Source organism: Rhizobium sp. WW22, assembly GCF_047041135.1.
In the GTDB taxonomy this organism is placed as follows: Bacteria; Pseudomonadota; Alphaproteobacteria; order Rhizobiales; family Rhizobiaceae; genus Rhizobium.
In genome coordinates this window covers 3,383,783-3,410,259 of the sequence record NZ_CP178198.1, presented here as the reverse complement: position 1 = coordinate 3,410,259, position 26,477 = coordinate 3,383,783, and the positions used below count along the sequence as shown (strand labels likewise).

The following is a 26,477-nucleotide window of genomic DNA, read 5'->3' as shown; positions in this document are numbered from 1 at the left end:
GGGTCATCCTTGCCCTTCGAGGCTTCGCACCTCAGGGTGAGGATGGAGCAGGCTCGTCTCCATGGCAACGCAGAGGCAACGAAGAAATGAGCCCGTAGCGGCTGGGCGCGAAGGTCAGCCCTCATGCTGAGGAGGCCCAGGCCGTCTCGAAGCACGAGAGCGGGTGGTTGACCACCCGACCAGAATCACCGCGGCGGCGTGCCGTTGTCGGCAAGGACATCGCCGACCAGGTAGAGCGAACCGCCGATCAGGATGCGTGGGGGAGGCGAATTTGGCACGGCCGCACCCTTGATCGCATCCAGCGCCTCAACGACGCTGGACATGGGTTCGGCGATAAGGCCGGCATCATAGGCTGCATTCGCCAGGATAACTGGATCGATCATGGCTTCGCTGCCTCGGATCGGCACGCAATAAACCTTTTCGGCCAGGCCGACAAAGGCTTTGAAATAGCCGATCGGATCCTTGGTATTGATCATGCCGATGATCAGAAACAGAGGCCGCGGCTGGCGCTCCTCGAAATTCGCCATGGCCTCGGCGATGACTTCGCCGGCGCCGGGATTGTGGCCGCCATCGACCCAGATCTCGGAGCGCTCCGGGACATGCGCAACCAGCTCACCTTCCGTCAGTCGCTGCAGGCGGCCCGGCCATTCGACCGAGGTCATCGCCTTTTCCATCATCGCTTCGGTCACGACGAAGCCAGCGGCCTTGACGGCGCGGATGGCGGCGGCGGCATTGCCGTGTTGGTGACGGCCCGGCAGGCGCGGCAGCGGCAGGTCGGCAAGGCCGAACTCGTCCTGGTAGACCAGCTTGCCGTATTCCTCATGGGCGGAAAAATCCTGACCGAAAACGGCGGTCGGACAACGAAGCCGCTCGGCCGTTGAGATCAGCACGTCGAGTGCTGCATCATAGTCCTGATGGCCGATGACGACAGGGTGGCCCGGCTTCATGATGCCGGCCTTTTCGGCAGCGATCAGTTCGACGCGGTCGCCGAGGTAGGGCTGGTGATCGAGCGAAATCGGCATGATGACCGACACGGCAGGATCGGAAATAACATTCGTGGCGTCGAAACGGCCGCCAAGACCAACCTCGATGACGGCAACATCTGCCGGATGTTCGGCAAAGAGGAGAAAGGTCGCTGCCGTCAGGATTTCGAAGACGGTGATTTTTTGCCCACCATTGGCCTTGGCGATGCGTTTCAGCGCATCGGCAAACACGGCATCGTCGACGAGCTTGCCGCGGCCGCCCTTGACGCCGATGCGATAGCGTTCATGCCAATTGACGAGATGCGGCGAGGTGTGGACGTGCACGCTATAGCCGCCGGCTTCGAGCAGCGCGCGGCAGAAGGCCGTGACGGAGCCCTTGCCGTTGGTGCCGGCGACATGGATCACCGGCGGCAATTTCTGATGAGGGTTGCCGAGGGCGTCGAGCAGCCGGGTTATTCTCTCGAGAGAAAGATCGAAGCCCTTGGGGTGCAACCCCATGAGCTTCTCGATCTCGCGTGCTGCCTCGCTCATTGCGGACTGATCCATAGACGTCATCCCGCACCTCCGCCCGTCGGCAATCGATGATGTCAGGCGCTCGCTGCTATCGCTAGTGCTGCGCCATTCTTGTTCTTGACCGATACGTCGTTTGCCGGCGCCTTGGTCAGGATCTTCAGAAGCGTCGCCAGGGTGTCAGGAATGTCGTGACGCTTGACCACCATATCCACCATGCCGTGCTCCAGCAGGTATTCCGAAGTCTGGAAGCCTTCGGGAAGCTTTTCGCGCAGCGTCTGCTCGATCACGCGTTTGCCGGCAAAGCCGATTTCGGCGCCGGGTTCGGCGAGATGAATGTCGCCCAGCATCGCGTAGGAGGCCGTGACGCCGCCGGTCGTCGGATTGGTCAGAACCACGACGTAGGGCTGGCCTGCTTCCTTCAGCATGTCAACGGCAACCGTCGTGCGCGGCAGCTGCATCAGCGACAGAATGCCTTCCTGCATGCGGGCGCCGCCCGAAGCCGGGAACATCACGACAGGGCATTTTTCGGCGATCGCACGCTCGAAAGCCTTCACGATAGCTTCGCCGGCCGCCATGCCGAGCGAGCCGCCGATGAAGTTGAACTCATGAACGATGGCGACGAGCTTCAGGCCGCGAACTTTGCCGACGCCGGAGAGGATCGTATCCTCCTGCTCGGTCTTCAAGCGGCTGTCCTTCAGGCGGTCGGTATATTTCTTCGAATCCCGGAACTTCAGCGGATCCTGCGCGACCTTCGGCTGCGGCAGGGCTTCGTATTCGCCGTTGTCGAAGAGATCAGCAAGGCGAGCCTTGGCCGGCATCTTCATATGGAAGCCGGATGCGGGGATGACCCACTTGTTGTCTTCCAGATCCTTGTGGAAGACCATCTCTCCCGTTTCCGGGCACTTGATCCAGAGATTCTCCGGAACCTCGCGACGGCCCAGCATGGAATTGATCCGCGGGCGGACGTAGTTCGTGATCCAGTTCAATTCGAAACTCCTAATCGACCGAATTAATCGATATCCTAGTCGTCACCAAATGCCCATAGGGCTTTTTCCATCAATCCGTAGGGGATTGATGGGAGGCCTATATGGGAACACTATTCGGCGGCAACAAGGCGGGCGGAACGCGTTCCTGTCGACAGGCCGCGCACCAGGGTGGCAACAGCCTGGATGGTGTCTGCTGTTGCCTTGCCGTCCTTGGTCAGGCTGGTGGCGATCTGGTTGACGATCGCGGTGCCTACAACGACGCCATCGGCGGAGGCGCCGATCAGCTTGGCATGTTCGGCCGTCTTGACGCCAAAGCCGACGCAGACCGGCAGCTCGGTGTGCTGCTTGATGCGCTCGACGGCACCCGAGACCAGCGACGGATCGGGCAATGCCGAACCGGTGATGCCGTTCATCGAGACGTAGTAGACGAAGCCGGTCGTGTTCTTCAGAACCGTCGGCAGGCGCTTGTCATCGGTGGTCGGCGTTGCCAGGCGAATGAAGTTGATGCCCTTGCGGATCGCCGGGATGCAAAGCTCGTCGTCCATTTCCGGCGGCAGATCGACGACGATCAGGCCGTCGATGCCGGCGGCCAGAGCATCGTCGAGGAACTTTTCGACGCCGTAGATATAAATCGGATTGTAATAGCCCATCATGACGATCGGCGTATCGGCATCGACTTTACGGAAGTCCGCAGCGAGCTGCAGCGTCTTCTTCAGCGTCTGGCCGGCCTTCAGGGCGCGCTGGCCGGCAAGCTGTATCGCCGGGCCGTCGGCCATGGGATCGGAAAAGGGCATGCCGAGCTCGATGACGTCGGCGCCGGCTTCCGGCAGCGCCTTCATGAGCCGAGCGAGGTCTCGTAATCGGGATCGCCGCCCATGAAATAGGTGACGAGTGCCGGGCGGCCTTCAGCCTTCAAAGCGGCGAAGCGTTTGTCCATACGTGCGGTCATGGCGTCTAACTCACATTCCCAGAATCTTGCCGACGGTAAAGATATCCTTGTCACCGCGGCCGGAGAGGTTCATCAGGATGATCTCGTCCTTGCCCATCTTCGGGGCACGCTTGATGACTTCGGCGAGCGCATGGCTCGGCTCCAGCGCCGGGATGATGCCCTCAAGGCGCGTCAGCGTCTGGAAGGCTTCGAGCGCCTCGTGGTCCATGATCGGCACATATTCGGCGCGGCCGATATCGTTCAGCCAGGAATGCTCCGGGCCGATGCCGGGATAGTCGAGGCCGGCCGAGATGGAATGACCTTCCTTGATCTGGCCATCGCCGTCCTGCAGCAGGTAGGTGCGATTGCCGTGCAGCACGCCGGGCGAACCCGCGGTGATCGAGGCACAATGCTCGTCACCCTGCAGACCCTTGCCGCCGGCTTCGACGCCGACGATCTTGACACCCTCGTCATCGAGGAAGGGATGGAAGATGCCGATGGCATTCGAGCCGCCACCGACGGCCGCAATGACGAGATCCGGCAAGCGGCCTTCGGCCTCCAGAATCTGCGCGCGGGCTTCGGTGCCGATCACGGCCTGGAAATCGCGGACCATTTCCGGATAGGGATGCGGGCCGGCGGCCGTGCCGATCAGGTAATAGGTGTCTTCGACATTGGTGACCCAATCACGAAGAGCTTCGTTCATGGCGTCCTTGAGCGTGCCGCTGCCGGCTGTCACTGGGATGACCTCGGCGCCTAGTAGCTTCATGCGGAAGACGTTCGGCGCCTGGCGTTCGACATCGGTCGCGCCCATGTAGACGACGCAAGGCAGGCCGAAACGGGCGGCTACGGTCGCGGATGCGACACCGTGCTGGCCGGCGCCGGTTTCGGCGATGATGCGGGTCTTGCCCATGCGCTTGGCGAGCAGGATCTGGCCGATGCAGTTGTTGATCTTGTGCGAGCCGGTATGGTTCAGCTCTTCGCGCTTGAAGTAGATCTTCGCGCCACCAAGCTCAGCCGTCAGGCGCTCGGCAAAGTAAAGCGGGCTCGGACGGCCGATATAATGCGTGCCGAGAGATTTCAGCTCCGCCTGAAAGGCCGGATCATCCTTCGCCTTCGCCCATTCCTCCTGCAGGTCCAGGATCAGCGGCATGAGCGTTTCGGCAACGAAACGACCGCCGTAAATGCCGAAACGACCGTCCTCATCGGGGCCGGAGCGGAAGGAATTGGGTTTAGGCGTCTGGTTCACTTTCTACTCCCTGCTGCCGGTTCCGGCAGGCATGCTTCTGCAAAAGCGTCGAAAAACTGGTCGATCTTGCCGAGATCCTTCACGCCGGGCGCACTTTCTAGCGCGGAGGAAAGATCGATGCCACTGGCCTTGGTGGAGGCCAGCGCCTCTGCGACATTGTCCTTGTTGACACCGCCGGACAGCATGTAATCCACCCGATCGTCGAGCCAGCTCATCAGGCTCCAATCGAAGGATACGCCGTTTCCGCCCGGCAGCACAGAGCCGGCCGGCGGCTTGGCATCGAAGAGGAAGCGGTCGGCAATGCCGATATAGGATTCCACCCGCCTCAGATCGTCGGCATCGCGCACCGACATGGCCTTCATGACCGGCACGTTATGGACCGCCTTGATGGTCAGTACGCGTTCCGGGCTCTCATTGCCATGGAGCTGCAGCATATCGGGCTTCACAAGCGCCATGATCTCATCGAGATCGTCATTGGTGGGATCGACCGTGACGGCAACGACCTTCGCCTTGCCGCGCGCGCGCTCCGCCAGCTGGCCGGCGAGATCGGGCTCGATATAGCGCGGGCTTTTTTCAAAGAAGATGAAGCCGATATGGGTGACGCCGCGCTCGAGAGCACGATCCACCGCTTCCGGCGTCTTCAGACCGCAAATTTTGACATCGGGGTTCATGGCAGCGGAGTGACACGAAATTTCGAAAGAGTCGAGCCTAAAGGCGAGGGTCAAGGGTGGTTTTTCGGCCCGTGACCCACGCGATGACCTCTTGAAACAACAGTTTGCGGTTACTTTACGGCGATTACGACCTTGCCTTTGGCGCGACCGGTGTCGACATATGCCAGCGCCTCATTCGTGCTCTGGAACGGGAAGACCCGATCGACGACCGTTCTTATGGCTCCTGCCTCTATCAAAGAGGTGATCTTGCGGAGCTGTCCGCCGTTCGCGGTCATGAAGAGGAACGAATAGCTGACGCCACGACGTTTTGATTTTCTCCGAATGCCGAAGCTCAACAGCCCCATGAGCAGCTGAAACAACCATCCGGAACCATTCTGCCTGGCAAACGCCGCGTCCGGCGGACCGGAAATCGAGATGAGCTTCCCACCCGGCTTCAGGACACGAAGCGATTTCTCCAGCGTATCCTTGCCAAGGCTGTTCAGCACGATGTCATAGCCCTGCAATACCTTTTCGAAATCATCTTTTTTGTAGTCGACGACGACGTCGGCTCCGAGGCTTTTGACGAGATCGACATTGGCTGTGCTCGTCGTCGTCGCAACATGCGCTCCAAGGTATTTGGCGAGCTGGATGGCGACCGTTCCCACGCCACCCGAGCCCGCGTGAATGAGTACATTTTGCCCCTTCCTCAGTTTTGCCTGCTCGACGAGCGCCTGCCAGGCGGTCAACGCAACGAGCGGCATCGACGCCGCCTCTTCCATCGTCAGGTTCTGCGGCTTGAGCGCCACGTCAGCCTCGTTCATCGCGATGAACTCCGCGAACGTGCCGATGCGATCGTGGCCCGGACGCGCATAAACTTCGTCACCCGGCTTGAAGCCACGGACACTGGGGCCGACCCGGACGACGACGCCCGCGACATCGTTGCCGAGGATGAGCGGAAGGCGATAAGGCAGGATGAGCTTGAACTCACCATCTCTGATTTTGGCATCGAGAGGATTCACGCTGGCGGCATGTATCTCCACCATCACATCGTTCTCTCGCAACTCCGGCACCGGGCTTTCACCGGACCGAAGAGCGCCGCCTTTCGCATAGCGATCGATCAGAAATGCTTTCATGGGACTGACTTCCGTTTCCAGGGTAGCAAATAGCCGGGCATCGAAGATGCAGCATCGGCAATGGAGGTTATCAGGCGGGAAGCCCGTTGAACTTGCGCAGGTTTTTGTCGACGAACGCTTCCGGGAAAAAGCGGCGTATGAAGCGAACCTGCTTTGCCATCCTGCCTGCGGTATAGCGTCTCCTGGGTGATGCGGCGTTGGCGGCCTTGACCACCATGTCGGCGACCACCTCCGGCGCATCGCCTCTCTCGACGATCTCACGCATCAGCTTTTCCGCATCGGCGCGAGCTTTATCGTACGCAGAGAGCGGTCGATCCGGCCGCGTGATGTTCTCTTCGAAGGCAGTGCGGGTAACGCCGGGTTCGACGAGGACGACGCGTATGCCTTGGGTACGGACTTCATGGTCGAGGGATTCGGAATATCCCTCTAGGGCATGTTTGGTCGATGCATAGAGTGCATTGTAGGGCGCAGGAATCAGCCCGAGGATGGAGCTGATATTGATGATCCTGCCTTTTCTCTGCCGTCTCATTACAGGCAGGATCGCGTTCGTCACGCGCAGTACGCCGAAAACATTGACATCGAAAAGCGCCCTCGCCTGTGCCACGGAGGATTCCTCGGCGCCGCCAAGCAATCCAATTCCCGCATTATTGACGAGCAGATCGATCCTTCCGGCGCGGACCATTATATCATCGACTGCCGCCTGCACGGATTTATCGTCCGTGACATCACAGACCAGCATCGAAACGCCGTCGGGAGCATCGGCCAACGGTTTCCGGCTGGTTCCAAATACTTTGTATCCCTCGCGCCGTAGCGCCTGCGCGGTCACTCGCCCTATACCGGAAGAGGCGCCCGTGACCAGCGCGACGCCGCGTTCTGTCTTACTCATCGGTCTTCGCTTTCATTTTCACGTGGAACATCGATGAACATTCTGTTACTATCAAATCAGTAGTAAGTCACTATCAAAAAGATATCGACATGAAGAATCTTTCGAACCAGCCATGTCTGATCGCCCGCAGCCTCGCATTGGTGGGCGATGCGTGGAGCATGTTAATCTTGCGGGATGCCCATGCAGGGCTCACCCGCTTTGACGAGTTTCGCAAGAGTCTCGGCATTGCGCCGACGATGCTGACCGCTCGGCTATCCGCCCTCACAGAAGATGGCCTGCTGGAGAAACGCCGCTACTCCGAGCGGCCTCCGCGTGATGAATATGTGCTGACGGCGGCTGGTCAGGATTTTCTGCCGGTCCTATTTGCGATCGGGGCATGGGGGCGCAAGCATCGCCCAAGCGACGGCGTGACCCGTTTCTTTGACGCTGAAACTGGAACAGAGATCGATGCCGTCACGATCGACCGTGCGACGGGGGCTCCCATCGGAACGCGCCGGATCCGCATTGCCGTGCCGGAATGAAATGTCCCGGGCGCGAGGAGCAGAGGTCTTGCTCGTGTAACATGCCGCTATCGGCTCACAGCGGAGTTTGAGCGCCTTCGATCGACCCAAACAGCATGTTCAATCAAAATCGATCGCGTGCAGCTGGCTGCCATGGCGCTTCAACCAGGCCTTGGCCTCGTCCATGTCGGGGCAAAGCTTACGGCAGAGCGCCCAGAAGCGCGGGCCGTGGTTCATTTCCTTGAGATGCGCGACTTCATGGGCGGCGAGGTAATCGATAACGAGCGGCGGCGCCATGACGATGCGCCATGAGAAGCTCAGGTTCCCTTGCGAGGAACAGGAACCCCAGCGGCTGCGAGTATCCTTCATAGCGATTGACGTGACGGTGGCGCGGATGGATTTGGCGTGGACAGCGACAAGCTTTTCCAGATCGGCGCGCGCCTCCTTCTTGAGGAAAGTGGCGATGCGGCGGCCGGCATGTTCCGGCAGGCCGCTGACGCGCAGCACTGGAACGCCTTCAATCACGATCGCTTCGGTGAGGCCGCGCAGAGTTCCGGTATGCTCGATTCGATGGCGGACACCGCGCAGCAGGATTTCGCTGCCACTGCGCAGGCTGCCATCGGCCGCGAATTTCGCGAGCTTCGTCAGTAGCCAACCCTGATGCCGGTCGAGGAAGGCATTGACCTCGCGTGCCGCCAACCCACGTGGAATGGTCATCTTCAGCGACCGCCCGCCGGGCTCGATCCTGAGCGTGATGCGGGTCGCGCGCTCGTGCTGGCGGATCGTCAGCGGCATCAGCCGGCCGGCGACCTCGAGGGTGCGCGTTTCCGGCGCGGGCGGCTTGGCCGGCTGTTTGCGGGATCTGGAGAGCAGCGGAAACATGAGGCAGTTTTATATGATTCGCCAAAGCGCGTCGCAATCTTTCAGATTTGCTCCTTGCGCTTTGGTCCTCGATTTTCGCATATCGTTATCGCAAAACCGCTGCGCACTTTTGCGCGACTTGCTTTGCGGATTCTGGCAAAGAAAAACCGGCATCGGATGATGCCGGTTTTGACCTCGTGACGGAACTTCCGTCACGGCGTCTGGAATTCGGTCGGCGAGCCGCCATTGTCATTGCGCTTGACGCTGTTGCGCTCGCGCATGAAACGGTCGAACTCTTCCTGGTCCTTGGCACGGCGCAGTTCGCGGGCATAGGAGTCGAATTCGGCGCGCATCTCATCCAGCTTGCGGCGTTCCTGCTCGAGGCGCTCAAGCTCTGCCCGGCGCCAGTCGTCGAAGGCGACGTTGCCGGTCGAGGAGAAAGAGTGGCGATGACGATTGCGATGACGTCCGCAGCCAGCAAACATGCCGTCAGTCCTTTCGTTCACATCCCGTTTGAATTCCCGCAAACGTTCTCCGAAGAGAATATAGGCGAGCATGGCGAAGCCCAGCGGCCAGAAGACCACGAAGCCAAGCACCATCAGGGCAATAGTAGCCGGAGTCCAATCCGGGCGAAGCAATGCAGATTGATTCATTGTCAGGTATCCTCGCACGGCGCATCGCCCCTCGACCGATACCGGTCAACGGTCAGGCTTCTGCGCGGTTTTTAAAGCTCTACCTGCATCTCAGCGCGTTCCAAGGACGCGCGGCGCGGTAAACGGCCCGATCATCTCTGCGGTACCGCTGCAATCGAGATGGTAACCTCTTCGTGAGGCTTCAATGGGATCGCCAGGCGGAATCGGACAAGTACTTGAATCAACCCGGATAATTCAACAAAAGCTAATAGTTTGCACGGCAGGAACCACTCAGCCGTTTAACAATGCTCCGAACTGCTCCATCTATCTGATTTTATTTACTTTCAGGCGGACTTTCCGCCCTTGATGACGCGCTTGACGACCGACCGACCGGTACGGGCGTGCTCGCGGGTGAAGGCGAGGATGCGCGGCGCGATCTCGCGGCGGAAGCGCGAGCCGTTGAAGACGCCGTAATGGCCGACATCCGGCTGCAGATAGTGCATGCGCATATGGTCGGGGATATTGGTACAGATGGTCTGTGCCGCATGCGTCTGGCCGACGCCGGAAATATCGTCGTTTTCACCTTCGACGGTCAGAAGCGCGACGTTGCTGATGGCGGAGGGATCGACGCGCTCGCCGCGATGCATGAGCTCGCCCTTGGGTAGCGCGTGTTTGATGAAGACCTGATCGACCGTCTGCAGATAGAACTCCGCCGTCAGATCCATGACGGCCAGATATTCGTCATAGAAATCGCGGTGCTTCTCGGCCGGCTCGCCGTCATTCTTGACGAGGTGCACGAAGAAGTCCTTGTGAGCGATCATGTGCCGATCGAGGTTCATCGACATGAAACCGGAAAGCTGCAGGAAGCCGGGATAAACGGGCCGCATGAAACCCGGCTGCGGCCAGGGCACGTTCATGACGACATTGTCGGCAAACCATTCCAGCGGCTTCTCCTTGGCGAGCTGGTTGACGGCAGTCGGATTGATGCGGGTATCGATCGGGCCACCCATCAGCGTCATGGATGAGGGCGCCAAGCGATCGCCCGCCGCTTCCATAACGGCTGCTGCGGCCAGAACCGGCACCGAGGGCTGGCAGACAGCGACGACATGCGTATCCGGGCCGAGGTGGTGCAACATCTCGATGACGTAATCGATATAATCCTCCAGATCGAAGGTGCCCTCTGTCATCGGCACCATACGCGCATCGATCCAGTCGGTGATGTAGACGTCAGCACCCGGCAGCAGGGCTTCCACGGTGCCGCGCAGCAGCGTCGCATAGTGGCCGGACATCGGCGCGACGATCAGAATGCGGGGATCGGCGCCATGGCCGGCGGGCAGGCTGCGCTCGAAATGGATGAGATTGCAGAAGGGCTTCTTCCAGACGATTTTTTCGTGCACGGAGACGCGTTTGCCCTCAATCTCGGTTTCAGGCAGGCCGAATTCCGGCTTGCCATAGCGCCGGGTCGTGCGCTCGAAAACCTCGAGGCTCGCCGTCAAGGTGCGGCCGAATACGGTATGAGAGAGGGGATTAAGGGGATTGGCGTAGGCTAGGCGCATCATGTCCGCCGCGGCGCGAAAAGGGGCGAGAGCGGCATGATTGAGTTCATAAAACTGATAAAACATGGGGGCTTTACCTTTCGTGATGCGAGGCATCCGGCCGCGCAAATCACCTAAATCATTGAAGCGCACGCGTCTTGCGTGTCGCTGCCTTCACTGCGGCGCTCCTCCGGTCGCGCGGTGCAGCCGGATAATGACGGCTCCTCGGGCGCGATCCTCATCCTTCCTATGATCCAACCTAGCAGTTTTTGCTGCAGGGCAACATAACTACAATTGGTTCTTATCTATAAAAAACGCCGGAGAATCGCTTCCCCGGCATCAAGAATGATCTCGAAAGGTTAAAGTTCCTGAGCCTTGCACGCCTTACGCGTCGGCCAGGAAGGTCTGGCGCTGCGTGCCCAAGCCTTCCATGCCGAGCTCGACGACATCGCCCGGCTTCAAATACTGCGGCGGCTTCATGCCCATGCCGACGCCGGGAGGCGTGCCGGTGGAGATGACATCGCCCGGGTGCAGCGACATGAACTGGCTGAGATAGGAGACGAGGTAGGCAACACCATAGACCATGGTCCTGGTCGAGCCATTCTGCATCATCTTGCCGTTGACCTTGAGCCACATGCCGAGATTCTGCGGATCGGCAATCTCGTCCTTGGTGACGAGCCAGGGGCCGATCGGGCCGAAGGTGTCGCAGGACTTGCCCTTGGTCCACTGTCCCGAACGCTCGGTCTGGAAGGCGCGCTCGGAGACATCGTGGGAAACGCAGTAACCGGCGACATAATCAAGCGCATCGGCTTCGCTGACATATTTCGCCTTCTTGCCGATGACGACGCCGAGCTCGACTTCCCAGTCGGTCTTTTCAGAACCGCGCGGGATCAGCACAGTGTCGTTCGGGCCGACGATAGCAGAGCTTGCCTTCATGAAGATGATCGGCTCCGGCGGTACGGTGGCGCCGGTTTCGGCAGCATGGTCGGAGAAGTTCAGGCCGATGCAGATGAACTTGCCGGTGCCCGCGACGCAGGCGCCGAGGCGGCCTTCCGGCAACTCGGGCAGGCTCTTCGGATCGAGGGCCGCAATCTTTGCCAGACCTGCCGGCGAAATCGCCTCGCCGCCGATATCGGCGACATGGGCGGAGAGATCGCGGATCTTGCCGTCGCTATCCAGAAGCGCCGGCTTTTCCTTGCCGACTTCGCCAACACGCAACAGTTTCATGGATTTTCCTTCCCTGCATTTTCAAAGACGAGATCGATGACGTCATATATGAACGAGTTATTCACCAGTGTCATCAATCGATTTCCGAAAGCCTAGCATGGCTCGGCCCTCCGCGCTGGAAAAACAGCTTTTCTAGTTCGGGGATAATGACCTGGCGATTTCGACGATGACGTCAAAGGCCGTATTGATGTCTTCGGCCGTCGCCTCGAACTGACCGGCCTGGAAGCGGATGACCAGCCGGCCGCCGACGCGGGTCTGCGTCAGATAGATGCGGCCGTCATTGTTGATGGCATTGAGCAGTCGCTGCGTATGCTGTTCCTGATCGACCCCCGCAGGCGCCTTATGATCGAAGGAGAACAGCGACAGGAACGGCTCGGTGACAACTTCGAAATCCGGCTCTGCGGCTAGGCGCATCGCCAGATTCTGCGACCAGGATACATGGTTGCGGATCATCGTCCGCAATCCTTCCAGGCCGTGATAGCGCAACAAAAACCAGAGTTTCAGCGCACGGAAGCGGCGGCCGAGCGGCACGGACCATTCCGAGTAATTAATGATGCCATCGTGGCCGTGCGTGCGCAGATATTCGGGCTGGATCGCCAGCGTGCGGACCAGCGTCTCCGGCTCACGAACGAACTGGACGGAGCAATCAAATTGCGCGCCGAGCCATTTATGCGGGTTGAAGACGACGGAATCGGCCTGTTCGACGCCTTGCCACAGAGTGCGGAATTCCGGGCAGATCATCGCCGAGCCCGCCCAGGCGGCATCGACATGGACATAGAGCCCATGCGCATGGGCGACCTCAACGACGGCGGCGATATCGTCGCAGGCACCGACGCTGGTGCCGCCGACGCAGGCAATGACCCCGGCCGGCAGTAGCCCGGCCGCGCGATCACGCTCGATCGCCTCGGCAAGCGCCTTCGGATCCATGGCCTTGTTGGGACCGCCGGTGGGAATCCGCACCAGATTATCCTCGCCGACACCTGATATCCAGATGGCCCGGTCGATGGAGGTATGGACCTGATCTGTCGAATAGATGCGCACTGCCTTATTGGCCGCAAGCCCGCTTTTGTTGCCCTGCCAGTCCAGCGCGCTTTCGCGCATGACCAGCACAGCCGCAAGGGTCGCGGTCGAGGCGGAATCCTGAATGACGCCAGTGAAGCTTTCCGGCAGGCCGAGGGCCTGGCGCAGCCAGTCAACGACCTTCGTTTCAAGTTCGGTCGCGGAAGGCGATGTCTGCCAGAGCATACATTGCGCGGCGATGGCGCTGACCAGATATTCGGCAACCACCGAGACGGGGGCCGCATTGGCAGGAAAATAGGCGAAAAAGCGCGGATGCTGCCAATGCGTCATGCCGGGCACCAGGATATCCTCAAAATCCTTGAAGATATCCTCCATGGCTTCGCCCGTTTCCGGTGGAGAATCGGCGATATGAGCCGCAATCTCCCCCGGCGCCATCTTCGCCCGGACCGGCCTGTCGCGAAGCGACGCACGATAATCCGCGCCCCAATTGGCTGCTTTCTCCGACCACTGTCGGAACTCCTCCCAATCCATGACGCTCCTCCTGCTCCATCGGACGGGCGGACCTTAGACCGGTTTGACCACTCGGTCGAGTATCAGAACAGCTCGTCCAGCGCGGGCCCTAGCGGTACGATGCCGGTGGGATTGAGCGTCGAAATCGAGTAGTAGCCGCGCTTGATATGATCGAAGTCAACGGTTTCGGCAACACCTGGCCAATCGAACATCCGGCGGCAGAAAGACTGGAGGTTGGCATAGTCCGACAACCGGCGGAGATTGCATTTGAACAGGCCGTGATAGGCGACGTCGAAACGGACGAGGGTGACGAAGAGCCTGATATCGCTTTCCGTCGGATTGGCGGCAAAGAGGAAATCCCTGCCCTCCAGCTCGGTTTCGATCTGATCGAGGCAATCGAAGACCTCGTTGAAGGCTTCTTCATAGGCGATCTGCGTCGTGGCGAAGCCCGCGCGATAGACGCCATTGTTGAGAGCGGGATAGATCCGGGCATTGAAACTGTCGATTTCATCCCGCTTACCGGCCGGATAGAGATCGATGTCATTGCGGGCAAGATCGCCAAAGCCGTCATTCAGCATGCGCAGAATATCGGAGGATTCGTTGTTGACGATCGTGCCCTTCTGCTTGTCCCATAGGACCGGTACGGTGGCGCGGCCAGTAAACGTCGGATCAGCCTTGGTATAGATCTCATGCATGTAGCTGGCGCCGTTTATCGGATCGTTCGTCGCACCGGGATAATCGCCAAACTGCCAGCCCTGCTTGGACAACACGGGTTCGACGATGGAAACGGAAATGACCTCTTCCAGACCCTTCAGCTTGCGGCCAATCAGGGTACGTGAAGCCCAGGGGCAGATCAGAGCGACGTAAAGATGATAGCGGCCGGCCTCTGCTTTGAAACCGCCGTCACCCGTCGGTCCTGCACGACCATCGGGCGTGACCCAGTTGCGGAAGCTCGAAATCTGGCGAACGAAACCGCCCTTCTCATCCTTGGCCTGGACCGGCTGCCAATCCTCAGTCCATTTTCCATTTACCAGCAAGGCTCTGTCTCCGCTCGCACGCGTTCCTATAGGGGCGGAGCATAGCGGAACAAAATTTCAACGGAATAACGCAAACTTGAAACAGACTGTCTACCTGGCGAATGTAGATACCTCTATGTATCAAATGACGCGTTTGCGATCAGGTTTATCGGAGAAATCCCATGGCGACATCCGTTTCCAACGTCAGGACCGACCATGCCAGCCGCTATCTCCAGCAGCTCTGCAAGCATTGGAGCCATCGCTTCAGCGTGGAATTTGATGCGGCTGCCGGCAGGGTGCCGTTCGGCGCGGAAAACTTCCTCGATCTGGCGGCCGAACCCGGCAACCTCGTCATGACGCTGACGGTCGAGAAGCCCGAAGACCTCGAGCGCATGCAGAACGTCGTTGCCGACCACCTCAAGCGCTTCGCCTTCCGCGAGGAGCTCGACGTGAACTGGACTGCCCGAGTTTAAGTTCTCATCCTCTATTTATGACCAGCCAACGGCCAGTTTCGATCGCCTGCGGCAAATGCTCTCTAAGGAAGAAGCCCTCATGACATCAAGCAACAGCCGCGAATCCCAATATCCGATCGACAAGCTCTTTCTCGACCGCTGGTCGCCGCGCGCCTTTTCCAACGAGACCCTGCCGGAAGCCGACCTGCTGACCATTCTGGAAGCGGCGCATTGGGCACCCTCCGCCTCGAACCTGCAGCCCTGGCGTTTCCTCTATGCGCTGCGCGGCTCGGAACATTGGGACCGGTTTTTGAGCGTCCTGATCGACTTCAATCAGGGCTGGGTGAAATCCGCTGGTGCGCTGCTTTTCGTCATTTCCCGCACTCACAGCGGCGAGCTTGGCTCCGCCGACCAGAAGCCCAGCTACAGCCACTCTTTCGATGCGGGCGCGGCTTGGGGCTTCCTGGCCATCCAGGCACATTTAGCCGGCTATGAAGCTCATGGCATGACGGGCTTCCACGTCGAAAAGGCGTATGAGGTTCTCGGCATTCCGGATGGCTTCCGCGTCGAGGCTGCCGTTGCGATCGGCAAGATCGGCGACAAGAATCAACTTCCGGAAAAGCTGCGCGAGCGCGAAGTGCCGAGCCAGCGCAATCCGCTTTCAGGACTGGCCTTCAACGGCACCTTCATCGCCAAGTAATCGATAAAAAAGAAAGGCCCGCCGAAACTATCCGGCGGGCCTTTTGTCTTTTCGTCAAACAATCAGATGTCGAGATTGGCGACGTTCAGCGCATTGTCCTGAATAAACTCGCGCCGCGGCTCGACCTCATCGCCCATGAGCCGGGCAAAGAGGCCATCTGCATCGGTCGCATCCGTGACCCTCACCTGCAGCAGCGAGCGGACGTTCGGGTCGAGCGTCGTTTCCCAGAGCTGCTCGGCATTCATCTCGCCGAGACCTTTATAACGCTGCAGCGTCAGCCCCTTGCGGCCGCCGGCAAAGATCGTGTCCAGCAGCTGGCGAGGGCCGGAAATCTCCGTCTCTCCATCGCGGCGAACGAGCTTTGGCGGTGTGATATAGACTTCCTTCAACCGCGCGCCGAGCTGATCGATAAGGCGGGCATCCTGCGAACCGATCAGCGCCATGTCGAGGAAGACGACTTCCTTGACGCCGCGTACGGTGCGCTCAAAGCGCAGGCCGCCCTCGCTCGTCACGGCGCCAGTCCAGCCGCGCTCGGTTTCCTCGGCGATGACATCTAGCCGCTTGGCAACGTCATTGGCGAGCGCCTCCGCACGCGCGGGATCGCTGACCATTTCGGCATTGAGAGCGCCTGCAATTGCCGCCTGCTCGACGACGGAGCGATTATAGCGGGAATGCAGATTGTCGATCAGCGTGCGCAGACGAAGCGCGTCATAGATCGCCTCGCGCAGATCCTGACCGGTACGGACTTCGCCGTTGCCGAGGCGCAGGCTCGCATCGTCCGTGCCCTGGCCGATCAGATATTCTTCCAGCGCCTTCTCGTCCTTGACATATTGCACCGACTTGCCGCGCGTCACCTTATAGAGCGGCGGCTGGGCGATATAGAGATGGCCGCGCTCGATGAGATCGGGCATCTGCCGGAAGAAGAACGTCAGCAGCAGGGTACGGATATGCGCGCCATCGACGTCTGCGTCCGTCATGATGATGATCTTGTGATAGCGGAGCTTTTCGGCGTTGAATTCGTCCTTGCCGATGCCGGTGCCGAGTGCAGTGATCAGCGTGCCGATTTCCTGGCTCGACAGCATCTTGTCGAAGCGAGCGCGCTCGACGTTCAGGATCTTGCCACGCAGCGGCAGGATGGCCTGGTTTTCGCGCGAACGGCCCTGCTTGGCCGAACCGCCCGCCGAGTCGCCCTCGACGAGGAAGACTTCAGACTTGGCGGGATCACGCTCCGAGCAGTCGGCAAGCTTGCCGGGGAGCGAGGCGATATCAAGCGCGCCCTTGCGGCGGGTCAGCTCGCGCGCCTTGCGGGCCGCTTCACGGGCGGCAGCGGCTTCGACGACCTTGCCAACCAGAACCTTGGCTTCGGACGGATGTTCCTCGAGCCAGGTGCTGAGAGCTTCGTTGACCAGGCTCTCGACGACGGGGCGAACTTCGGAGGAAACCAGCTTGTCCTTGGTCTGCGAGGAGAATTTCGGATCGGGAACCTTGACCGACAGCACGGCGGTCAGGCCTTCGCGGCAGTCGTCGCCGGTCAGCGTCACCTTTTCCTTTTTGGTAATGCCCGAGCTGTCCGCATAGGAGGTGATCTGGCGCGTCAGGGCAGCGCGGAAGCCGGCCATGTGCGTGCCGCCGTCGCGCTGCGGAATGTTGTTGGTGAAGCAGAGTACGTTTTCGTGGTAGCTATCGTTCCACCACATCGCAACTTCGACGGTGATTCCGTCCTTCTCGCTGCGGATCGAAACCGGCTTTTGGACCAGCGGCTTCTTGGCGCGATCGAGATAGGAGACGAAGGCTTCCAGGCCGCCGTCGTAAAGCAACTCTTCCTGCCTGACGTCGGAATGACGCTTGTCGGTCAGAAGGATGCGGACGCCGGAATTCAGAAAGGCGAGTTCGCGCAGACGATGCTCGAGCGTGCCGTAGTCGAACTCAATCATGGTGAAGGTTTCGGAGCTCGGCATGAAGCTGACTTCGGTGCCGGTCTCGTCGCCCGCATCACCCGTTTCCTTCAGCGGTGCATCCGCCACGCCATGGGTGAAGCTCATTTCATGGATCTTGCCCTGGCGGCGGATCTTCAGCTTCAACCAGACAGACAGCGCGTTGACGACCGAAACGCCGACGCCATGTAGACCGCCGGAAACCTTATAGGAATTCTGGTCGAACTTACCGCCGGCATGAAGCTGGGTCATGATGACCTCAGCCGCCGAAACACCTTCGCCGCTGTGAATATCCGTCGGGATACCGCGGCCGTTATCGGTGACCGTGACCGAACCGTCGGGATTGAGCGTCACCGTTACGATATCGGCATGGCCGGCCAAGGCCTCGTCGATCGCGTTATCGACGACCTCATAGACCATATGATGCAGGCCCGAGCCGTCATCCGTGTCGCCGATATACATGCCGGGACGCTTGCGCACCGCATCGAGGCCCTTCAGGACCTTGATGGAATCTGCGCCATACTCGGCGTTGCCACCATTATCGGTTACGGACGTGTCGGTCATATATTGAAGTCTTTCCAGTGTTTAGAGAACGCTGCCGATCCGTAGAGTATGATGCCGAAAAGTGTGAGCGGTTTTCGGACGACATCATGCTCTACTTCTTTGAGTTTAGAGCGGATTCAGATTTCAGGTCGTTTCGACCTGAAATCTTCCGACTCTAACGAATCAGCGGTTTTTCCTAGCCTGTATATAGGATGTTTCACCCTGAAGTTCCAAACGGAAGGCCCCGAAATCAGGTATAAAACAGGGGATTAAGGCGGTTTTCAGCCGGTTTTTCCGGCATTTTCCAGAACCTTCGAGAGTTCGCGGATCGTTGCCGCGTCAAGGCTGCGGATCTTGCCTGCCAAGTGATTGACAAAGGCCGTATATTCCGGCGAAAGCCCGGAGGTATCGACGACAACGCGGGGGTCGGAAAACCGCGCCAGTAGGAACAATTCCTCGGCCTCGTCCCAGATGATGTTGAAATAACCGGCGATGCGCTGCAGGAGATCGAAGGTCGGCAGGCCGCGCTTTCCGTGTTCTAAGGCGGATAAATAAGCCGGAGTCACGTTCAGCGCAGCCGCCATCTGCTTCTGCGAGACGCCTTTGCGCAGCCGCAGCTTGCGTACCGCTTCGCCGAACGGGGTCAAAGCTTCTCCCCCTTCAGGCGCGACAGGCGGATATAAAGCGCACCCTCGCCGCCGTGATGCTGCGCCGCCGTCTCGTAAGAGGAAATCAGAAAGCGAAATTCGGGCTTGGAAAACCAGAGCGGTACGGCACGCTTCAGCGCTCCTTCGCTGCCCATGGAGCTGCCCTTGCCTGTTATGACGAGCACATGGCGAAGGCCGCGGCTATGGGCGCGCAGCAGGAAATCCAGAAGCATGCAATGGGCCTCGCTCTGGATAAGGCCGTGAAGATCGATCCTGGCCTCAAGTGCCAGATGTCCCCTGGCGATCTTGCGCTTGACGGGGCGTTCGAGCGGATGATGGCGGCCGGCCGGCTGCTTTACAGGCGCGGGAGCTTCCTGCGTTTCGGCCGAGAGAGGCACTGGCTTCGTCCTTGCGGCGCGGGCGCTTTCTTCGATTTCGGCTTCCGCCTGCAGCGCCGCCTCGAAAGCCTTGATGTCAGCTATCCGGCCTGGCATAGGGCGCGTGCTCTTGGCGACCTTACCCCAGAGGATTCGGTCTTCCGTGCTGAGCTTTCGTTCCTTGTTCTGCCGTTCCGGGGCCATCAACCAAACCTCTGCGCCGCCGCCTTCGGAATGAGTATATAAAAATCGGCGTCGTTGCGCACGGTCCCGGCAAGCTCCCCGGCATCATAGCCGGAGCCGGTAAAGATATCGCCACGCGCCGGCCCGACAATCGCCGAGCCTGTGTCGAGCGCCAGCATGAGGCGCGCGAATGGCTTGCCGGCGTCGAGATGCGTCAAGCTTTCAGACCGGATGAAGAAGGGGAAACCGAAGGTGTGGATGAGCCTGTCGACCGCAAGGGAACGGCCGGGTACCAGCGGCACTTTTGCCGCTGCAATCGGCCCGAGAGCGGGATCGCTGACATCGGCTTCGCGGAAGAAGATATAGGATCGATTGTGCCAGAGGACTTCATCGACCTGCTCGGGGTGTGCGTAAAGCCAGTCACGGATCGTCTGCATGGAGATCGTCGCGCGATCCAGCAGGCCGCGCTCGATGAGCAGGCGACCGACCGCCGAAAAGGGATGACCGGCCTTGGCGGCATAGGTGATGCGGCCGAGACGCCCGTCCGGATAGCGCAGACGTGCCGCACCCTGCACATGCACGAAGAAGATATCGACCTTGGATTTCGCCCAGGCGATCTCCAGGCCCTTGCCTTCGAGATAGCCGCGATCGATTTCGCCGCGGTCGGGATAGCCGGAAATTAACCCGCCTCGCAGCCGTCCAAACATGTAGGATGGATCGAGCTCGGCAGGGCGATTGCTGTCATCCAGATCGATGAGATCGTCCGGGCGGCGATAAAAGGGATAGCGGTAGATCTCGTTCGGCTCGGCGGAGACTTCGATTTCCGGCTCGTAGAAGGCTGTCACAAAGCCGGCCGCGCCGCTATCACGGCGAATGAAAAAGGGCTGACAGTGTTGCTCGAAGAAAGCCCGGGCTTCGGCCGCATTGCGCGGCTCCTGCCCGTCTGTCGCATCGAGGAGCGTCATGAGATCATCGGCCGTCAGTCCCACTACACCCGTGCGATAGGGCTTCACATCGCGGATATGGGTACGACAGTCTTTCATCGCGCGAAAAAGGCTGGAAGGATCGTCCTCCTCCCAGCCCTTCAGATCGGCGAAGGTTGCCGGCTCCAGCCTGAAATCCTGCGATAGGCTCGTCATTGTTCCGATTCGGTCGCCACAAGTTTCCAGTTCGGATCGCGCGAACGCGTGTCGCGGGCGAAGGTCCAGAGATCGCTGACCTCGGCCACGGCTTCTGCATCGCCATCGATCAAAGTGCCGGCCTTGTCGTAGGTGGCCGAGATCATCTGGCTGACGATGCGCATGGTGATGAGGACATCCGTTCCCTTCACCTCGGCGGTGACGATATCGGCCTTGTCGATACCGACAAAGGTGGACTTCACCTTTTCGCCCCTGGCTTCGCGTTCGGCGATGGCGGCATCGAAGCCCTCGTAGACCTCGCGCGACAGCAGGCCTTTCAGCGACTTGCGATCACCCTCGGCAAAGGCCATGACGATCATCTCATAGGCCATGCGGGCACCGTTGACGAATTCCTTGGGATTGAAGGAAGGATCGGCCTTGCTCACGTCGCGCAGCGAATCATTGAGCGGCGTGCCGGCCGGGGTAAAGGCATCGATGGCAGCAAAACGATCTTCCTCTTCGGTCCCATCGCGCCGCGGCAAGGTCACCACCTTGCCGGCATCCGGTGCCGTTGGGCCATTGGCCGGATCTGCGGAACCATAGAGATCGCGCGGCGGCTTCTCATTCCCCGTGCGGCGGCCGAGAACGCTGCGCAGCTGAAAGAAGATCAGCACCGCTGCCACCAGGAAAAAGATCGTCACAAAATCGTTTGCACCCATCTCGTATCGGAACCACCGTTAAAATTAAAAGATCAATCCCCATATAGTCCGCATCGATCTATCATTCAAATAGCGGACCGGTTTCTTTATTATACGCGCGAAACCAACGCTTACGCGAAGAAACCCCGCTCTCAGGACCACCGTAACATGCGCCTATCACTTCTTCCTATCTTCGTCTTTCTGATGCCTCTGGCTGAAATTGCCGGATTCATCGTGGTTGGAAAGATGATCGGCGTCTGGGCGACACTGGGGCTTGTCATCCTCAGCGTGCTGCTCGGTGCTGCTCTTTTGAGAATCCAGGGCATCGGCATTCTCCAGCGCATTTCGGCCGAAAGCCGCAATGGCGGCGATCCCGGCCGCGAGATGGTGCATGGCGCCATGATCGTGGTTGCAGCCTTCTTCCTGATGCTGCCCGGCTTCATCTCCGATATCATCGGCCTGTTGCTCTTCATCCCGGCCGTACGCGATCTCGCCTGGCAGGTTTTGCGCAAGCGCATCGTCGTTCTCGGCAATTCGCGGGCGTTCCACCGCGGGCAAGGCCCGGGCGCCGGACCGCAGAGCCGGCCTAACAAACCCGGAAACGTCGTCGATCTCGATGAAGGCGATTTCCATCGAGAGCCAAACCGCAACTCGCCCTGGTCGGACCAAAAGCGGCTGGAAGACTAGAGAACGGCCTCCGGAGTGCCGGAGCCATAAGGGTTGTAAGCCCCTTTTCTAAATGCTAGATGGCGACACCCATCGAGACGTGAGAGGACACCCCCATGGCCAACGAGACCAACGGCAACGGTGCTGCCAGCCCGAGCCTCAGCATCCTTGCTCAGTACACCAAGGATCTTTCCTTCGAAAATCCGGGTGCCCCGCGCTCGCTTCAGGCCCGGGAAAATGCTCCCGACATCAATATCAATGTGAACGTCAACGCCAACCCGCTGTCGGATTCCGATTTCGACGTCGTGCTGACGCTGAGCGCCGAAGCCAAGGATGGCGAGCGCGTGCTCTTCCACACCGAGCTGGTTTATGGCGGCGTCTTCCGCGTCACCGGTTTCCCGCAGGAACACATGCTGCCGCTGCTCTTCATCGAATGCCCGCGCCTGCTGTTCCCCTTCGCACGCCAGATCATCGCCGACGTCACGCGCAACGGCGGCTTCCCGCCGCTGATGATCGATCCGATCGATTTCGCTCAGATGTTCACGCAGCGCATGGCCGAAGAACAGGCCCGCGCCCAGGTTTCGGCCGTTCCGAACTGAGCCTCGATTTTTCCTGTTCTGGAAACGAAAATGCCCGGATCGCACGTCCGGGCATTTTCTTTTGATTCTTGAAAAAACGCCCTATTCGGAAGCAGGGTATTTCGACCAGATTCCCTTCGTACCGAGCTTGGCGACCAGCGCCGCATGAGCCGCAAGCTCCTCCTCGGTCAGCCGGCCCGGCAGCGGAGCGGGCCGCGCCAAGATATCGACGACGATTTCTCCCGCGACATCGTTCTGGCGCGAGCGTGCCGACGAACCGGTGACACTGCCAAGCCCGAGCGCCGTCTGCCGGCCGCCGATCATCTCGATATAGACTTCAGCCAGCAGTTCGGAGTCGAGCAACGCGCCATGTTTCGTGCGGTGCGAGTTGTCGATGCCGTAGCGACGGCAAAGAGCATCGAGCGAATTCGGACCCATCGGATGTTTGCGCCGGGCCATGGCCAGCGTATCGATCACCATGTCGGGCAGGATCGGCGGTCGGCCTAGCCTTGCGAATTCGGCGTTGACGAAGCCCATGTCGAAGGTGGCGTTGTGTGCGATCCATTTGGCATCGCCGAAGAAGTTGAGGATCTTGTCGGCGACCTCTTCGAAGGGCGGCTTGTCCTTCAGCGATTCATCGGTGATGCCGTGCACCGCGAGCGCATCCGGATGCACCTTGCGATCACCAGGATTGATATAGAGGTGCAGCGTGTTTCCTGTCGGGAAATGGTTGATGAGCTCGATACCGCCAATTTCGATGATCCGGTCGGCCCTGTTGTCGAGGCCCGTGGTTTCCGTATCGAAAATGATCTCGCGCATATCGAAACTCCGCTTTCCTATGTCTTGCTCTGCTGCTTGCGCCGCAGATCAGCAATAATCTCTCTGACCTGCTCGCCGGCCGCCTCGATACTTCCGCCGGTATCGATGACGTAATCGGCGCGCGCCCGCTTTTCCGCGTCCGGCGTCTGGCGGGAGAGAATCATATTGAATTTTTCCTCCGTCATGCCCGGTCGGGCAAGAACCCTCTCCCGCTGAATCTGTGGATCGCAGCTGACGACAACAACCTTATCCACTCGTTTGTCGGCGCCAGTTTCGAAGAGCAGCGGGATATCCAGCACCACCAGATCGGCGCCGGCCTCGCTTTGACGTTCCAAAAACTGACGCTCGCGTTCGCGCACCAGCGGATGAACGATGGCCTCGAGACGCTTGAAACCGGAGGGATCGCCGGCAAGCTTTCGGCTGAGCTCCTGCCGATCGACCTTACCGTCGCTGGTCGTTCCCGGAAAGGAAGCCTCGACTAGCGGCACGGCTTCGCCACTATAGAGATCATGCACGACCGCATCGGAATCGTTCACCGGTATTCCGGCTTCGGCGAAAAGTTTTGCCGAGGTCGATTTTCCCATGCCGATCGATCCGGTGAGCCCGATCTTGATCATATTAGTGCTTTTCCATATCGGCGATGATCAATGCCCTCAAGGTTTCATCGACCGCCGGACGTTTTCCGAACCATTTTTCGAAGCCCGGCACGGCCTGATGCAGCAGCATGCCGAGGCCATCGACGATGGCGAAGCCCTGTTCCTGGGCCTGGGCGAGAAGCGGTGTCTTCAACGGTACATAGACAATGTCGGTGACGACGGCGCCTTCTGCAAGAGAGGAAAAATCGATACGGGGCGATGCTTCGCCGTCCATGCCGAGCGATGTCGTATTGATAAAGAGACCGGCACCCTGCATCACCTCACGGAGTGCGGCCATCGGATGGGCATGAACCCGTTCGCCGAAGCGGTCCGCCAATTCCTGCGCCCGCTCGACCGTGCGGTTGACCACATGAATTTCCTTGAAGCCGCGGTCGCGCACCGCCTGGATCACGGCGCGGCTGGCACCCCCCGCCCCGAGGATGACGGCACGATCGCTACGATCCCAGCCAGGGTGACGCTCATCCAGATTTGCTGTGAAGCCGCGGCTATCGGTGTTCGTTGCGTGCAGCTCGCCGCCTTCGAGCCATAGGGTGTTGGAGGCGCCCAATTCTTCCGAAAGTTCGTCAGGCCGATCAGCGAGTTTGAACGCCGCTTCCTTATGGGGGATGGTGACGTTGCCGCCCACGAAGCCGGTGGTGCCGTCCTTCAAGGATTTAATGAAGGCTTCGAAAGCTTCTACTCGAACTTCGTGGGCACGATAGCTGCCGGCCAGACCGAGCTGTTTCAGCCAGTATCCATGGATGAGCGGCGAGCGCGAATGCTTGACCGGATAACCCGTTACAAAAGCGTTTATGCTTTGTGTTTCACGTGAATCATCCATCGATCGTCCCCAACTCTCGCAGTTTTTCCAGAAGCGGCAGCATCGGCAATCCAAGGATGGTGAAATAGTCGCCGTCGATTTTGGAGAAGAGCTGGATGCCTTCGCCTTCCAGCTGATAGGCGCCGACGCTCGACAAGGCCTTATCGCCGACGCGGCCCAGGTGGCGGTGAATGAAATCGGCCGATAATTCCCGCATGGTCAGATCGGCGTGAGACACATGCTCCCATATAATGTCGCCGTTGCGTGCCAACGCGATGGCGCTGTTCAGCCGATGCGTCTTTCCGGACAAGGTCCGCAGATGATTTTCCGCATCGGCTATCGACTTTGGCTTGTGGAAGACCTGGGCACCCAACGACATGGTCTGATCGGAACCGATGACAAGCGAGGCGGGAAAGCGATCGCTCACCTCTTTTGCCTTCGCCTTTGCCAGCACGAGCGCGACCGCATCCGGGCTGGCGCCACCTAGCTCCAGCGGTGCTTCGATCGCGCGCTCATCGATATCGGCAGCGATCGCCTGAAAATGTAATCCAGCGTTTTCCATCAGCATCCGCCGGAATGGACTGGAGGATGCAAGGATAAGGGGCGAGGTCATGACGGCTGCCTCCGAGATAGTCATGGGAGCGCTTAGCGCAGCTTGGGGCGCAGGGCAACAATGGCGGCGGCCGTCTCTTCGATGGAACGGCGTGTGACATCGATAATCGGCCAGTTGTGCCTGGCGCAGAGCGAGCGGGCATATTTCAGCTCTTCGGAGATCGCGGCCCGATCGGTGTAGTCGCCTCGATCGAAGCCGGGCGTCGTGCCGAGGATGCGGTTTTCGCGAACCTGCGAGATACGGTCGGTCGTCGCAACAAGCCCGACGATCAACGGCTTCGTCGCCCTGGAAAGGCTTTCCGGCAACGGCACGCCATGGACGATCGGAATGTTTGCTGTCTTGATGCCGCGGTTGGCCAGATAGATGCTCGTCGGCGTTTTCGAGGTGCGGCTGATACCGATGATGACGACGTCGGCGTCGTCATAATCATCGGGCATCTGGCCGTCATCATGATCCATGGTGAAGTTCAGCGCTTCGATGCGGGCGAAATAATCCGCATTCATCACATGCTGCGCGCCGACGCGGCGGCGCGACGCCGTGCCGAGATAAGTCTGAAAAACATTCATGACCGGCTCGAGAACATTGACTGATGGTACGCCCATCTCCCTGCAGCGCTCGGCGATGAAATCGGCAAGTTCTCGATCGACGATCGTATAGAGGACGATACCCGGGCTGTGGTCGATCGCCTCCAAGACAGGCAGAAGCTGCTTGCGGTTTCTGATTAGCGGATAGACGTGCTCGATCGGCTGGCTGGCATGGAATTGCACGGAGGCGGCGCGGCCGGCCGAGATGAGAGTCTCGCCCGTTGAGTCAGAAATCAGGTGCAGATGAAAGAAGCTCGTTCGGTTTTCCACGCTACTTTCCGTCACCTGTTGATATCTCGGGAGAAAAGAGAGGTACGAGAAGGGGGCTATCTAGGGCAAGTGGAAAACGGCCAAGTTTTCCACATTTGGAATTTTCGAGAGATGGCTTTCGCGGCGGCTGTGGGCAATGTGGACAAGATTAGCAACACCTCGCTCATCCCCGACTTGTCCCCAGACCGGGACGAGCCAAATTTCTCTTCAACCC

Annotated in this window: 27 protein-coding genes and 1 pseudogene; 5 read left to right on the top strand and 23 right to left on the bottom strand. The window is 59.6% G+C overall.

Translation table 11 applies throughout. From position 1 onward, the window contains the following. Window positions 1-185: 185 nt before the first annotated feature. From ACK83U_RS16595 to ACK83U_RS16565, 7 genes and pseudogenes are all read right to left on the bottom strand, one after another. The gene (locus ACK83U_RS16595; RefSeq protein ID WP_412474680.1) at window positions 186-1,538 is read right to left on the bottom strand and encodes a bifunctional folylpolyglutamate synthase/dihydrofolate synthase; all 1,353 of its coding nucleotides are present in this window, start codon (window positions 1,536-1,538) and stop codon (window positions 186-188) included. Between the two features lie 32 nt (window positions 1,539-1,570). Next, a complete protein-coding gene (gene accD, locus ACK83U_RS16590) occupies window positions 1,571-2,482 on the bottom strand; it encodes an acetyl-CoA carboxylase, carboxyltransferase subunit beta (protein WP_015338192.1) in 912 nt (303 codons plus the stop codon). 110 nt (window positions 2,483-2,592) lie between these two features. Continuing rightward, window positions 2,593-3,431 (bottom strand): annotated as a pseudogene (gene trpA / locus ACK83U_RS16585) (tryptophan synthase subunit alpha). 10 nt (window positions 3,432-3,441) lie between these two features. Then, window positions 3,442-4,656, bottom strand: coding sequence for a tryptophan synthase subunit beta (gene trpB, locus ACK83U_RS16580; RefSeq protein ID WP_112606984.1), 1,215 nt, complete (start codon window positions 4,654-4,656; stop codon window positions 3,442-3,444). Next, window positions 4,653-5,327 carry a phosphoribosylanthranilate isomerase gene (locus ACK83U_RS16575; protein ID WP_112606982.1) on the bottom strand — a complete coding sequence of 225 codons (675 nt, stop codon included), beginning with the start codon at window positions 5,325-5,327 and terminating at the stop codon, window positions 4,653-4,655. Before ACK83U_RS16575 ends, trpB begins: the two co-directional genes overlap by 4 nt. A gap of 110 nt (window positions 5,328-5,437) precedes the next feature. Then, complete coding sequence (locus ACK83U_RS16570; RefSeq protein WP_112606980.1) at window positions 5,438-6,439, bottom strand: NADP-dependent oxidoreductase; 1,002 nt, start codon at window positions 6,437-6,439, stop codon at window positions 5,438-5,440. A 70-nt stretch (window positions 6,440-6,509) separates the two neighbouring features. Continuing rightward, window positions 6,510-7,325 (bottom strand): oxidoreductase, encoded by an 816-nt coding sequence (locus ACK83U_RS16565; protein WP_112606978.1) that lies wholly within the window; start codon window positions 7,323-7,325, stop codon window positions 6,510-6,512. An 89-nt stretch (window positions 7,326-7,414) separates the two neighbouring features. Between ACK83U_RS16565 and ACK83U_RS16560 the strand changes: the two genes are divergently transcribed. Next, window positions 7,415-7,846, top strand: coding sequence for a winged helix-turn-helix transcriptional regulator (locus ACK83U_RS16560; RefSeq protein WP_112606976.1), 432 nt, complete (start codon window positions 7,415-7,417; stop codon window positions 7,844-7,846). 99 nt (window positions 7,847-7,945) lie between these two features. Here ACK83U_RS16560 and ACK83U_RS16555 read toward each other — a convergent pair whose 3' ends face one another. The 6 genes from ACK83U_RS16555 to ACK83U_RS16530 all read right to left on the bottom strand — a co-directional run bounded on the left by ACK83U_RS16555 (window position 7,946) and on the right by ACK83U_RS16530 (window position 14,647). Then, window positions 7,946-8,707 carry a SprT family zinc-dependent metalloprotease gene (locus ACK83U_RS16555; RefSeq protein ID WP_112606974.1) on the bottom strand — a complete coding sequence of 254 codons (762 nt, stop codon included), beginning with the start codon at window positions 8,705-8,707 and terminating at the stop codon, window positions 7,946-7,948. A 191-nt stretch (window positions 8,708-8,898) separates the two neighbouring features. Next, window positions 8,899-9,339 carry a DUF2852 domain-containing protein gene (locus ACK83U_RS16550; RefSeq protein ID WP_112410470.1) on the bottom strand — a complete coding sequence of 147 codons (441 nt, stop codon included), beginning with the start codon at window positions 9,337-9,339 and terminating at the stop codon, window positions 8,899-8,901. A 323-nt stretch (window positions 9,340-9,662) separates the two neighbouring features. Next, on the bottom strand, window positions 9,663-10,940 hold the full coding sequence (locus ACK83U_RS16545) for a polyhydroxyalkanoate depolymerase (RefSeq protein ID WP_112606972.1): 1,278 nt from the start codon (window positions 10,938-10,940) through the stop codon (window positions 9,663-9,665). Between the two features lie 297 nt (window positions 10,941-11,237). Next, entirely contained in the window at window positions 11,238-12,080 is an 843-nt protein-coding gene (locus ACK83U_RS16540; protein ID WP_112606970.1) for a fumarylacetoacetate hydrolase family protein, read from the bottom strand. Between the two features lie 132 nt (window positions 12,081-12,212). Then, window positions 12,213-13,631 carry a pyridoxal-dependent decarboxylase gene (locus tag ACK83U_RS16535; protein WP_112606968.1) on the bottom strand — a complete coding sequence of 473 codons (1,419 nt, stop codon included), beginning with the start codon at window positions 13,629-13,631 and terminating at the stop codon, window positions 12,213-12,215. Between the two features lie 62 nt (window positions 13,632-13,693). Further along, window positions 13,694-14,647: a glutathione S-transferase family protein gene (locus tag ACK83U_RS16530; RefSeq protein ID WP_112606966.1), complete on the bottom strand. Its 954-nt coding sequence runs from the start codon at window positions 14,645-14,647 to the stop codon at window positions 13,694-13,696. Between the two features lie 161 nt (window positions 14,648-14,808). On the opposite strand from ACK83U_RS16530, the gene ACK83U_RS16525 reads away from it, so the two are divergent. Together ACK83U_RS16525 and ACK83U_RS16520 are read left to right on the top strand one after the other, a co-directional pair. Then, window positions 14,809-15,099, top strand: a complete 291-nt coding sequence (locus ACK83U_RS16525; protein WP_112606964.1) for a DUF2218 domain-containing protein — start codon at window positions 14,809-14,811, stop codon at window positions 15,097-15,099. A 79-nt stretch (window positions 15,100-15,178) separates the two neighbouring features. Then, the gene (locus tag ACK83U_RS16520; RefSeq protein ID WP_112606962.1) at window positions 15,179-15,778 is read left to right on the top strand and encodes a nitroreductase family protein; all 600 of its coding nucleotides are present in this window, start codon (window positions 15,179-15,181) and stop codon (window positions 15,776-15,778) included. 62 nt (window positions 15,779-15,840) lie between these two features. Here the strand turns inward: ACK83U_RS16520 and gyrB are convergent, their stop codons facing one another. The 5 genes from gyrB to ACK83U_RS16495 form a co-directional block, all read right to left on the bottom strand. Beyond that, window positions 15,841-18,276, bottom strand: a complete 2,436-nt coding sequence (gene gyrB, locus ACK83U_RS16515) for a DNA topoisomerase (ATP-hydrolyzing) subunit B (protein ID WP_112338600.1) — start codon at window positions 18,274-18,276, stop codon at window positions 15,841-15,843. Window positions 18,277-18,536: 260 nt separating this feature from the next. Beyond that, window positions 18,537-18,902, bottom strand: coding sequence for a helix-turn-helix domain-containing protein (locus ACK83U_RS16510; protein WP_069613918.1), 366 nt, complete (start codon window positions 18,900-18,902; stop codon window positions 18,537-18,539). After that, a complete protein-coding gene (locus ACK83U_RS16505; protein ID WP_112606960.1) occupies window positions 18,899-19,483 on the bottom strand; it encodes a Smr/MutS family protein in 585 nt (194 codons plus the stop codon). The genes ACK83U_RS16510 and ACK83U_RS16505 overlap by 4 nt, the downstream gene beginning before the upstream one ends. Further along, window positions 19,483-20,601, bottom strand: coding sequence for a murein transglycosylase A (locus ACK83U_RS16500; RefSeq protein WP_112606958.1), 1,119 nt, complete (start codon window positions 20,599-20,601; stop codon window positions 19,483-19,485). The genes ACK83U_RS16505 and ACK83U_RS16500 overlap by 1 nt, the downstream gene beginning before the upstream one ends. After that, window positions 20,598-21,299, bottom strand: a complete 702-nt coding sequence (locus ACK83U_RS16495) for a Tim44/TimA family putative adaptor protein (RefSeq protein WP_015338173.1) — start codon at window positions 21,297-21,299, stop codon at window positions 20,598-20,600. Before ACK83U_RS16495 ends, ACK83U_RS16500 begins: the two co-directional genes overlap by 4 nt. A gap of 147 nt (window positions 21,300-21,446) precedes the next feature. Between ACK83U_RS16495 and ACK83U_RS16490 the strand changes: the two genes are divergently transcribed. Together ACK83U_RS16490 and secB are read left to right on the top strand one after the other, a co-directional pair. Beyond that, window positions 21,447-21,965 (top strand): FxsA family protein, encoded by a 519-nt coding sequence (locus ACK83U_RS16490; RefSeq protein ID WP_112606956.1) that lies wholly within the window; start codon window positions 21,447-21,449, stop codon window positions 21,963-21,965. 95 nt (window positions 21,966-22,060) lie between these two features. Beyond that, window positions 22,061-22,543: a protein-export chaperone SecB gene (secB, locus tag ACK83U_RS16485; RefSeq protein WP_069613913.1), complete on the top strand. Its 483-nt coding sequence runs from the start codon at window positions 22,061-22,063 to the stop codon at window positions 22,541-22,543. An 81-nt stretch (window positions 22,544-22,624) separates the two neighbouring features. Here secB and dnaQ read toward each other — a convergent pair whose 3' ends face one another. The 5 genes from dnaQ to ACK83U_RS16460 are packed head-to-tail and all read right to left on the bottom strand — an operon-like array spanning window position 22,625 to window position 26,263. After that, complete coding sequence (dnaQ, locus tag ACK83U_RS16480) at window positions 22,625-23,341, bottom strand: DNA polymerase III subunit epsilon (protein ID WP_112606954.1); 717 nt, start codon at window positions 23,339-23,341, stop codon at window positions 22,625-22,627. Window positions 23,342-23,358: 17 nt separating this feature from the next. Beyond that, a complete protein-coding gene (gene coaE / locus ACK83U_RS16475) occupies window positions 23,359-23,958 on the bottom strand; it encodes a dephospho-CoA kinase (protein ID WP_112606952.1) in 600 nt (199 codons plus the stop codon). Window position 23,959: 1 nt separating this feature from the next. Then, window positions 23,960-24,817 (bottom strand): shikimate dehydrogenase, encoded by an 858-nt coding sequence (locus ACK83U_RS16470; protein WP_112606950.1) that lies wholly within the window; start codon window positions 24,815-24,817, stop codon window positions 23,960-23,962. After that, complete coding sequence (locus ACK83U_RS16465) at window positions 24,810-25,409, bottom strand: Maf-like protein (protein ID WP_112606948.1); 600 nt, start codon at window positions 25,407-25,409, stop codon at window positions 24,810-24,812. Before ACK83U_RS16465 ends, ACK83U_RS16470 begins: the two co-directional genes overlap by 8 nt. A 32-nt stretch (window positions 25,410-25,441) precedes the next feature. Then, on the bottom strand, window positions 25,442-26,263 hold the full coding sequence (locus ACK83U_RS16460; RefSeq protein ID WP_112606946.1) for a pyruvate, water dikinase regulatory protein: 822 nt from the start codon (window positions 26,261-26,263) through the stop codon (window positions 25,442-25,444). Between the last annotated feature and the right edge of the window lie 214 nt (window positions 26,264-26,477).

What these genes read in the sequence shown, in the direction of transcription:
- ACK83U_RS16595 (WP_412474680.1), bottom strand. Translation starts at nt 1,538, where the DNA reads ATGACGTCTATGGATCAGTCCGCAATGAGCGAGGCAGCACGCGAGATC.
- ACK83U_RS16575 (WP_112606982.1), bottom strand. Translation starts at nt 5,327, where the DNA reads ATGAACCCCGATGTCAAAATTTGCGGTCTGAAGACGCCGGAAGCGGTG.
- ACK83U_RS16570 (WP_112606980.1), bottom strand. Translation starts at nt 6,439, where the DNA reads ATGAAAGCATTTCTGATCGATCGCTATGCGAAAGGCGGCGCTCTTCGG.
- ACK83U_RS16565 (WP_112606978.1), bottom strand. Translation starts at nt 7,325, where the DNA reads ATGAGTAAGACAGAACGCGGCGTCGCGCTGGTCACGGGCGCCTCTTCC.
- ACK83U_RS16560 (WP_112606976.1), top strand. Translation starts at nt 7,415, where the DNA reads ATGAAGAATCTTTCGAACCAGCCATGTCTGATCGCCCGCAGCCTCGCA.
- ACK83U_RS16555 (WP_112606974.1), bottom strand. Translation starts at nt 8,707, where the DNA reads ATGTTTCCGCTGCTCTCCAGATCCCGCAAACAGCCGGCCAAGCCGCCC.
- ACK83U_RS16550 (WP_112410470.1), bottom strand. Translation starts at nt 9,339, where the DNA reads ATGAATCAATCTGCATTGCTTCGCCCGGATTGGACTCCGGCTACTATT.
- ACK83U_RS16545 (WP_112606972.1), bottom strand. Translation starts at nt 10,940, where the DNA reads ATGTTTTATCAGTTTTATGAACTCAATCATGCCGCTCTCGCCCCTTTT.
- ACK83U_RS16540 (WP_112606970.1), bottom strand. Translation starts at nt 12,080, where the DNA reads ATGAAACTGTTGCGTGTTGGCGAAGTCGGCAAGGAAAAGCCGGCGCTT.
- ACK83U_RS16535 (WP_112606968.1), bottom strand. Translation starts at nt 13,631, where the DNA reads ATGGATTGGGAGGAGTTCCGACAGTGGTCGGAGAAAGCAGCCAATTGG.
- ACK83U_RS16525 (WP_112606964.1), top strand. Translation starts at nt 14,809, where the DNA reads ATGGCGACATCCGTTTCCAACGTCAGGACCGACCATGCCAGCCGCTAT.
- ACK83U_RS16520 (WP_112606962.1), top strand. Translation starts at nt 15,179, where the DNA reads ATGACATCAAGCAACAGCCGCGAATCCCAATATCCGATCGACAAGCTC.
- gyrB (WP_112338600.1), bottom strand. Translation starts at nt 18,276, where the DNA reads ATGACCGACACGTCCGTAACCGATAATGGTGGCAACGCCGAGTATGGC.
- ACK83U_RS16505 (WP_112606960.1), bottom strand. Translation starts at nt 19,483, where the DNA reads ATGGCCCCGGAACGGCAGAACAAGGAACGAAAGCTCAGCACGGAAGAC.
- ACK83U_RS16500 (WP_112606958.1), bottom strand. Translation starts at nt 20,601, where the DNA reads ATGACGAGCCTATCGCAGGATTTCAGGCTGGAGCCGGCAACCTTCGCC.
- ACK83U_RS16495 (WP_015338173.1), bottom strand. Translation starts at nt 21,299, where the DNA reads ATGGGTGCAAACGATTTTGTGACGATCTTTTTCCTGGTGGCAGCGGTG.
- ACK83U_RS16490 (WP_112606956.1), top strand. Translation starts at nt 21,447, where the DNA reads ATGCGCCTATCACTTCTTCCTATCTTCGTCTTTCTGATGCCTCTGGCT.
- secB (WP_069613913.1), top strand. Translation starts at nt 22,061, where the DNA reads ATGGCCAACGAGACCAACGGCAACGGTGCTGCCAGCCCGAGCCTCAGC.
- dnaQ (WP_112606954.1), bottom strand. Translation starts at nt 23,341, where the DNA reads ATGCGCGAGATCATTTTCGATACGGAAACCACGGGCCTCGACAACAGG.
- coaE (WP_112606952.1), bottom strand. Translation starts at nt 23,958, where the DNA reads ATGATCAAGATCGGGCTCACCGGATCGATCGGCATGGGAAAATCGACC.
- ACK83U_RS16470 (WP_112606950.1), bottom strand. Translation starts at nt 24,817, where the DNA reads ATGGATGATTCACGTGAAACACAAAGCATAAACGCTTTTGTAACGGGT.
- ACK83U_RS16465 (WP_112606948.1), bottom strand. Translation starts at nt 25,409, where the DNA reads ATGACCTCGCCCCTTATCCTTGCATCCTCCAGTCCATTCCGGCGGATG.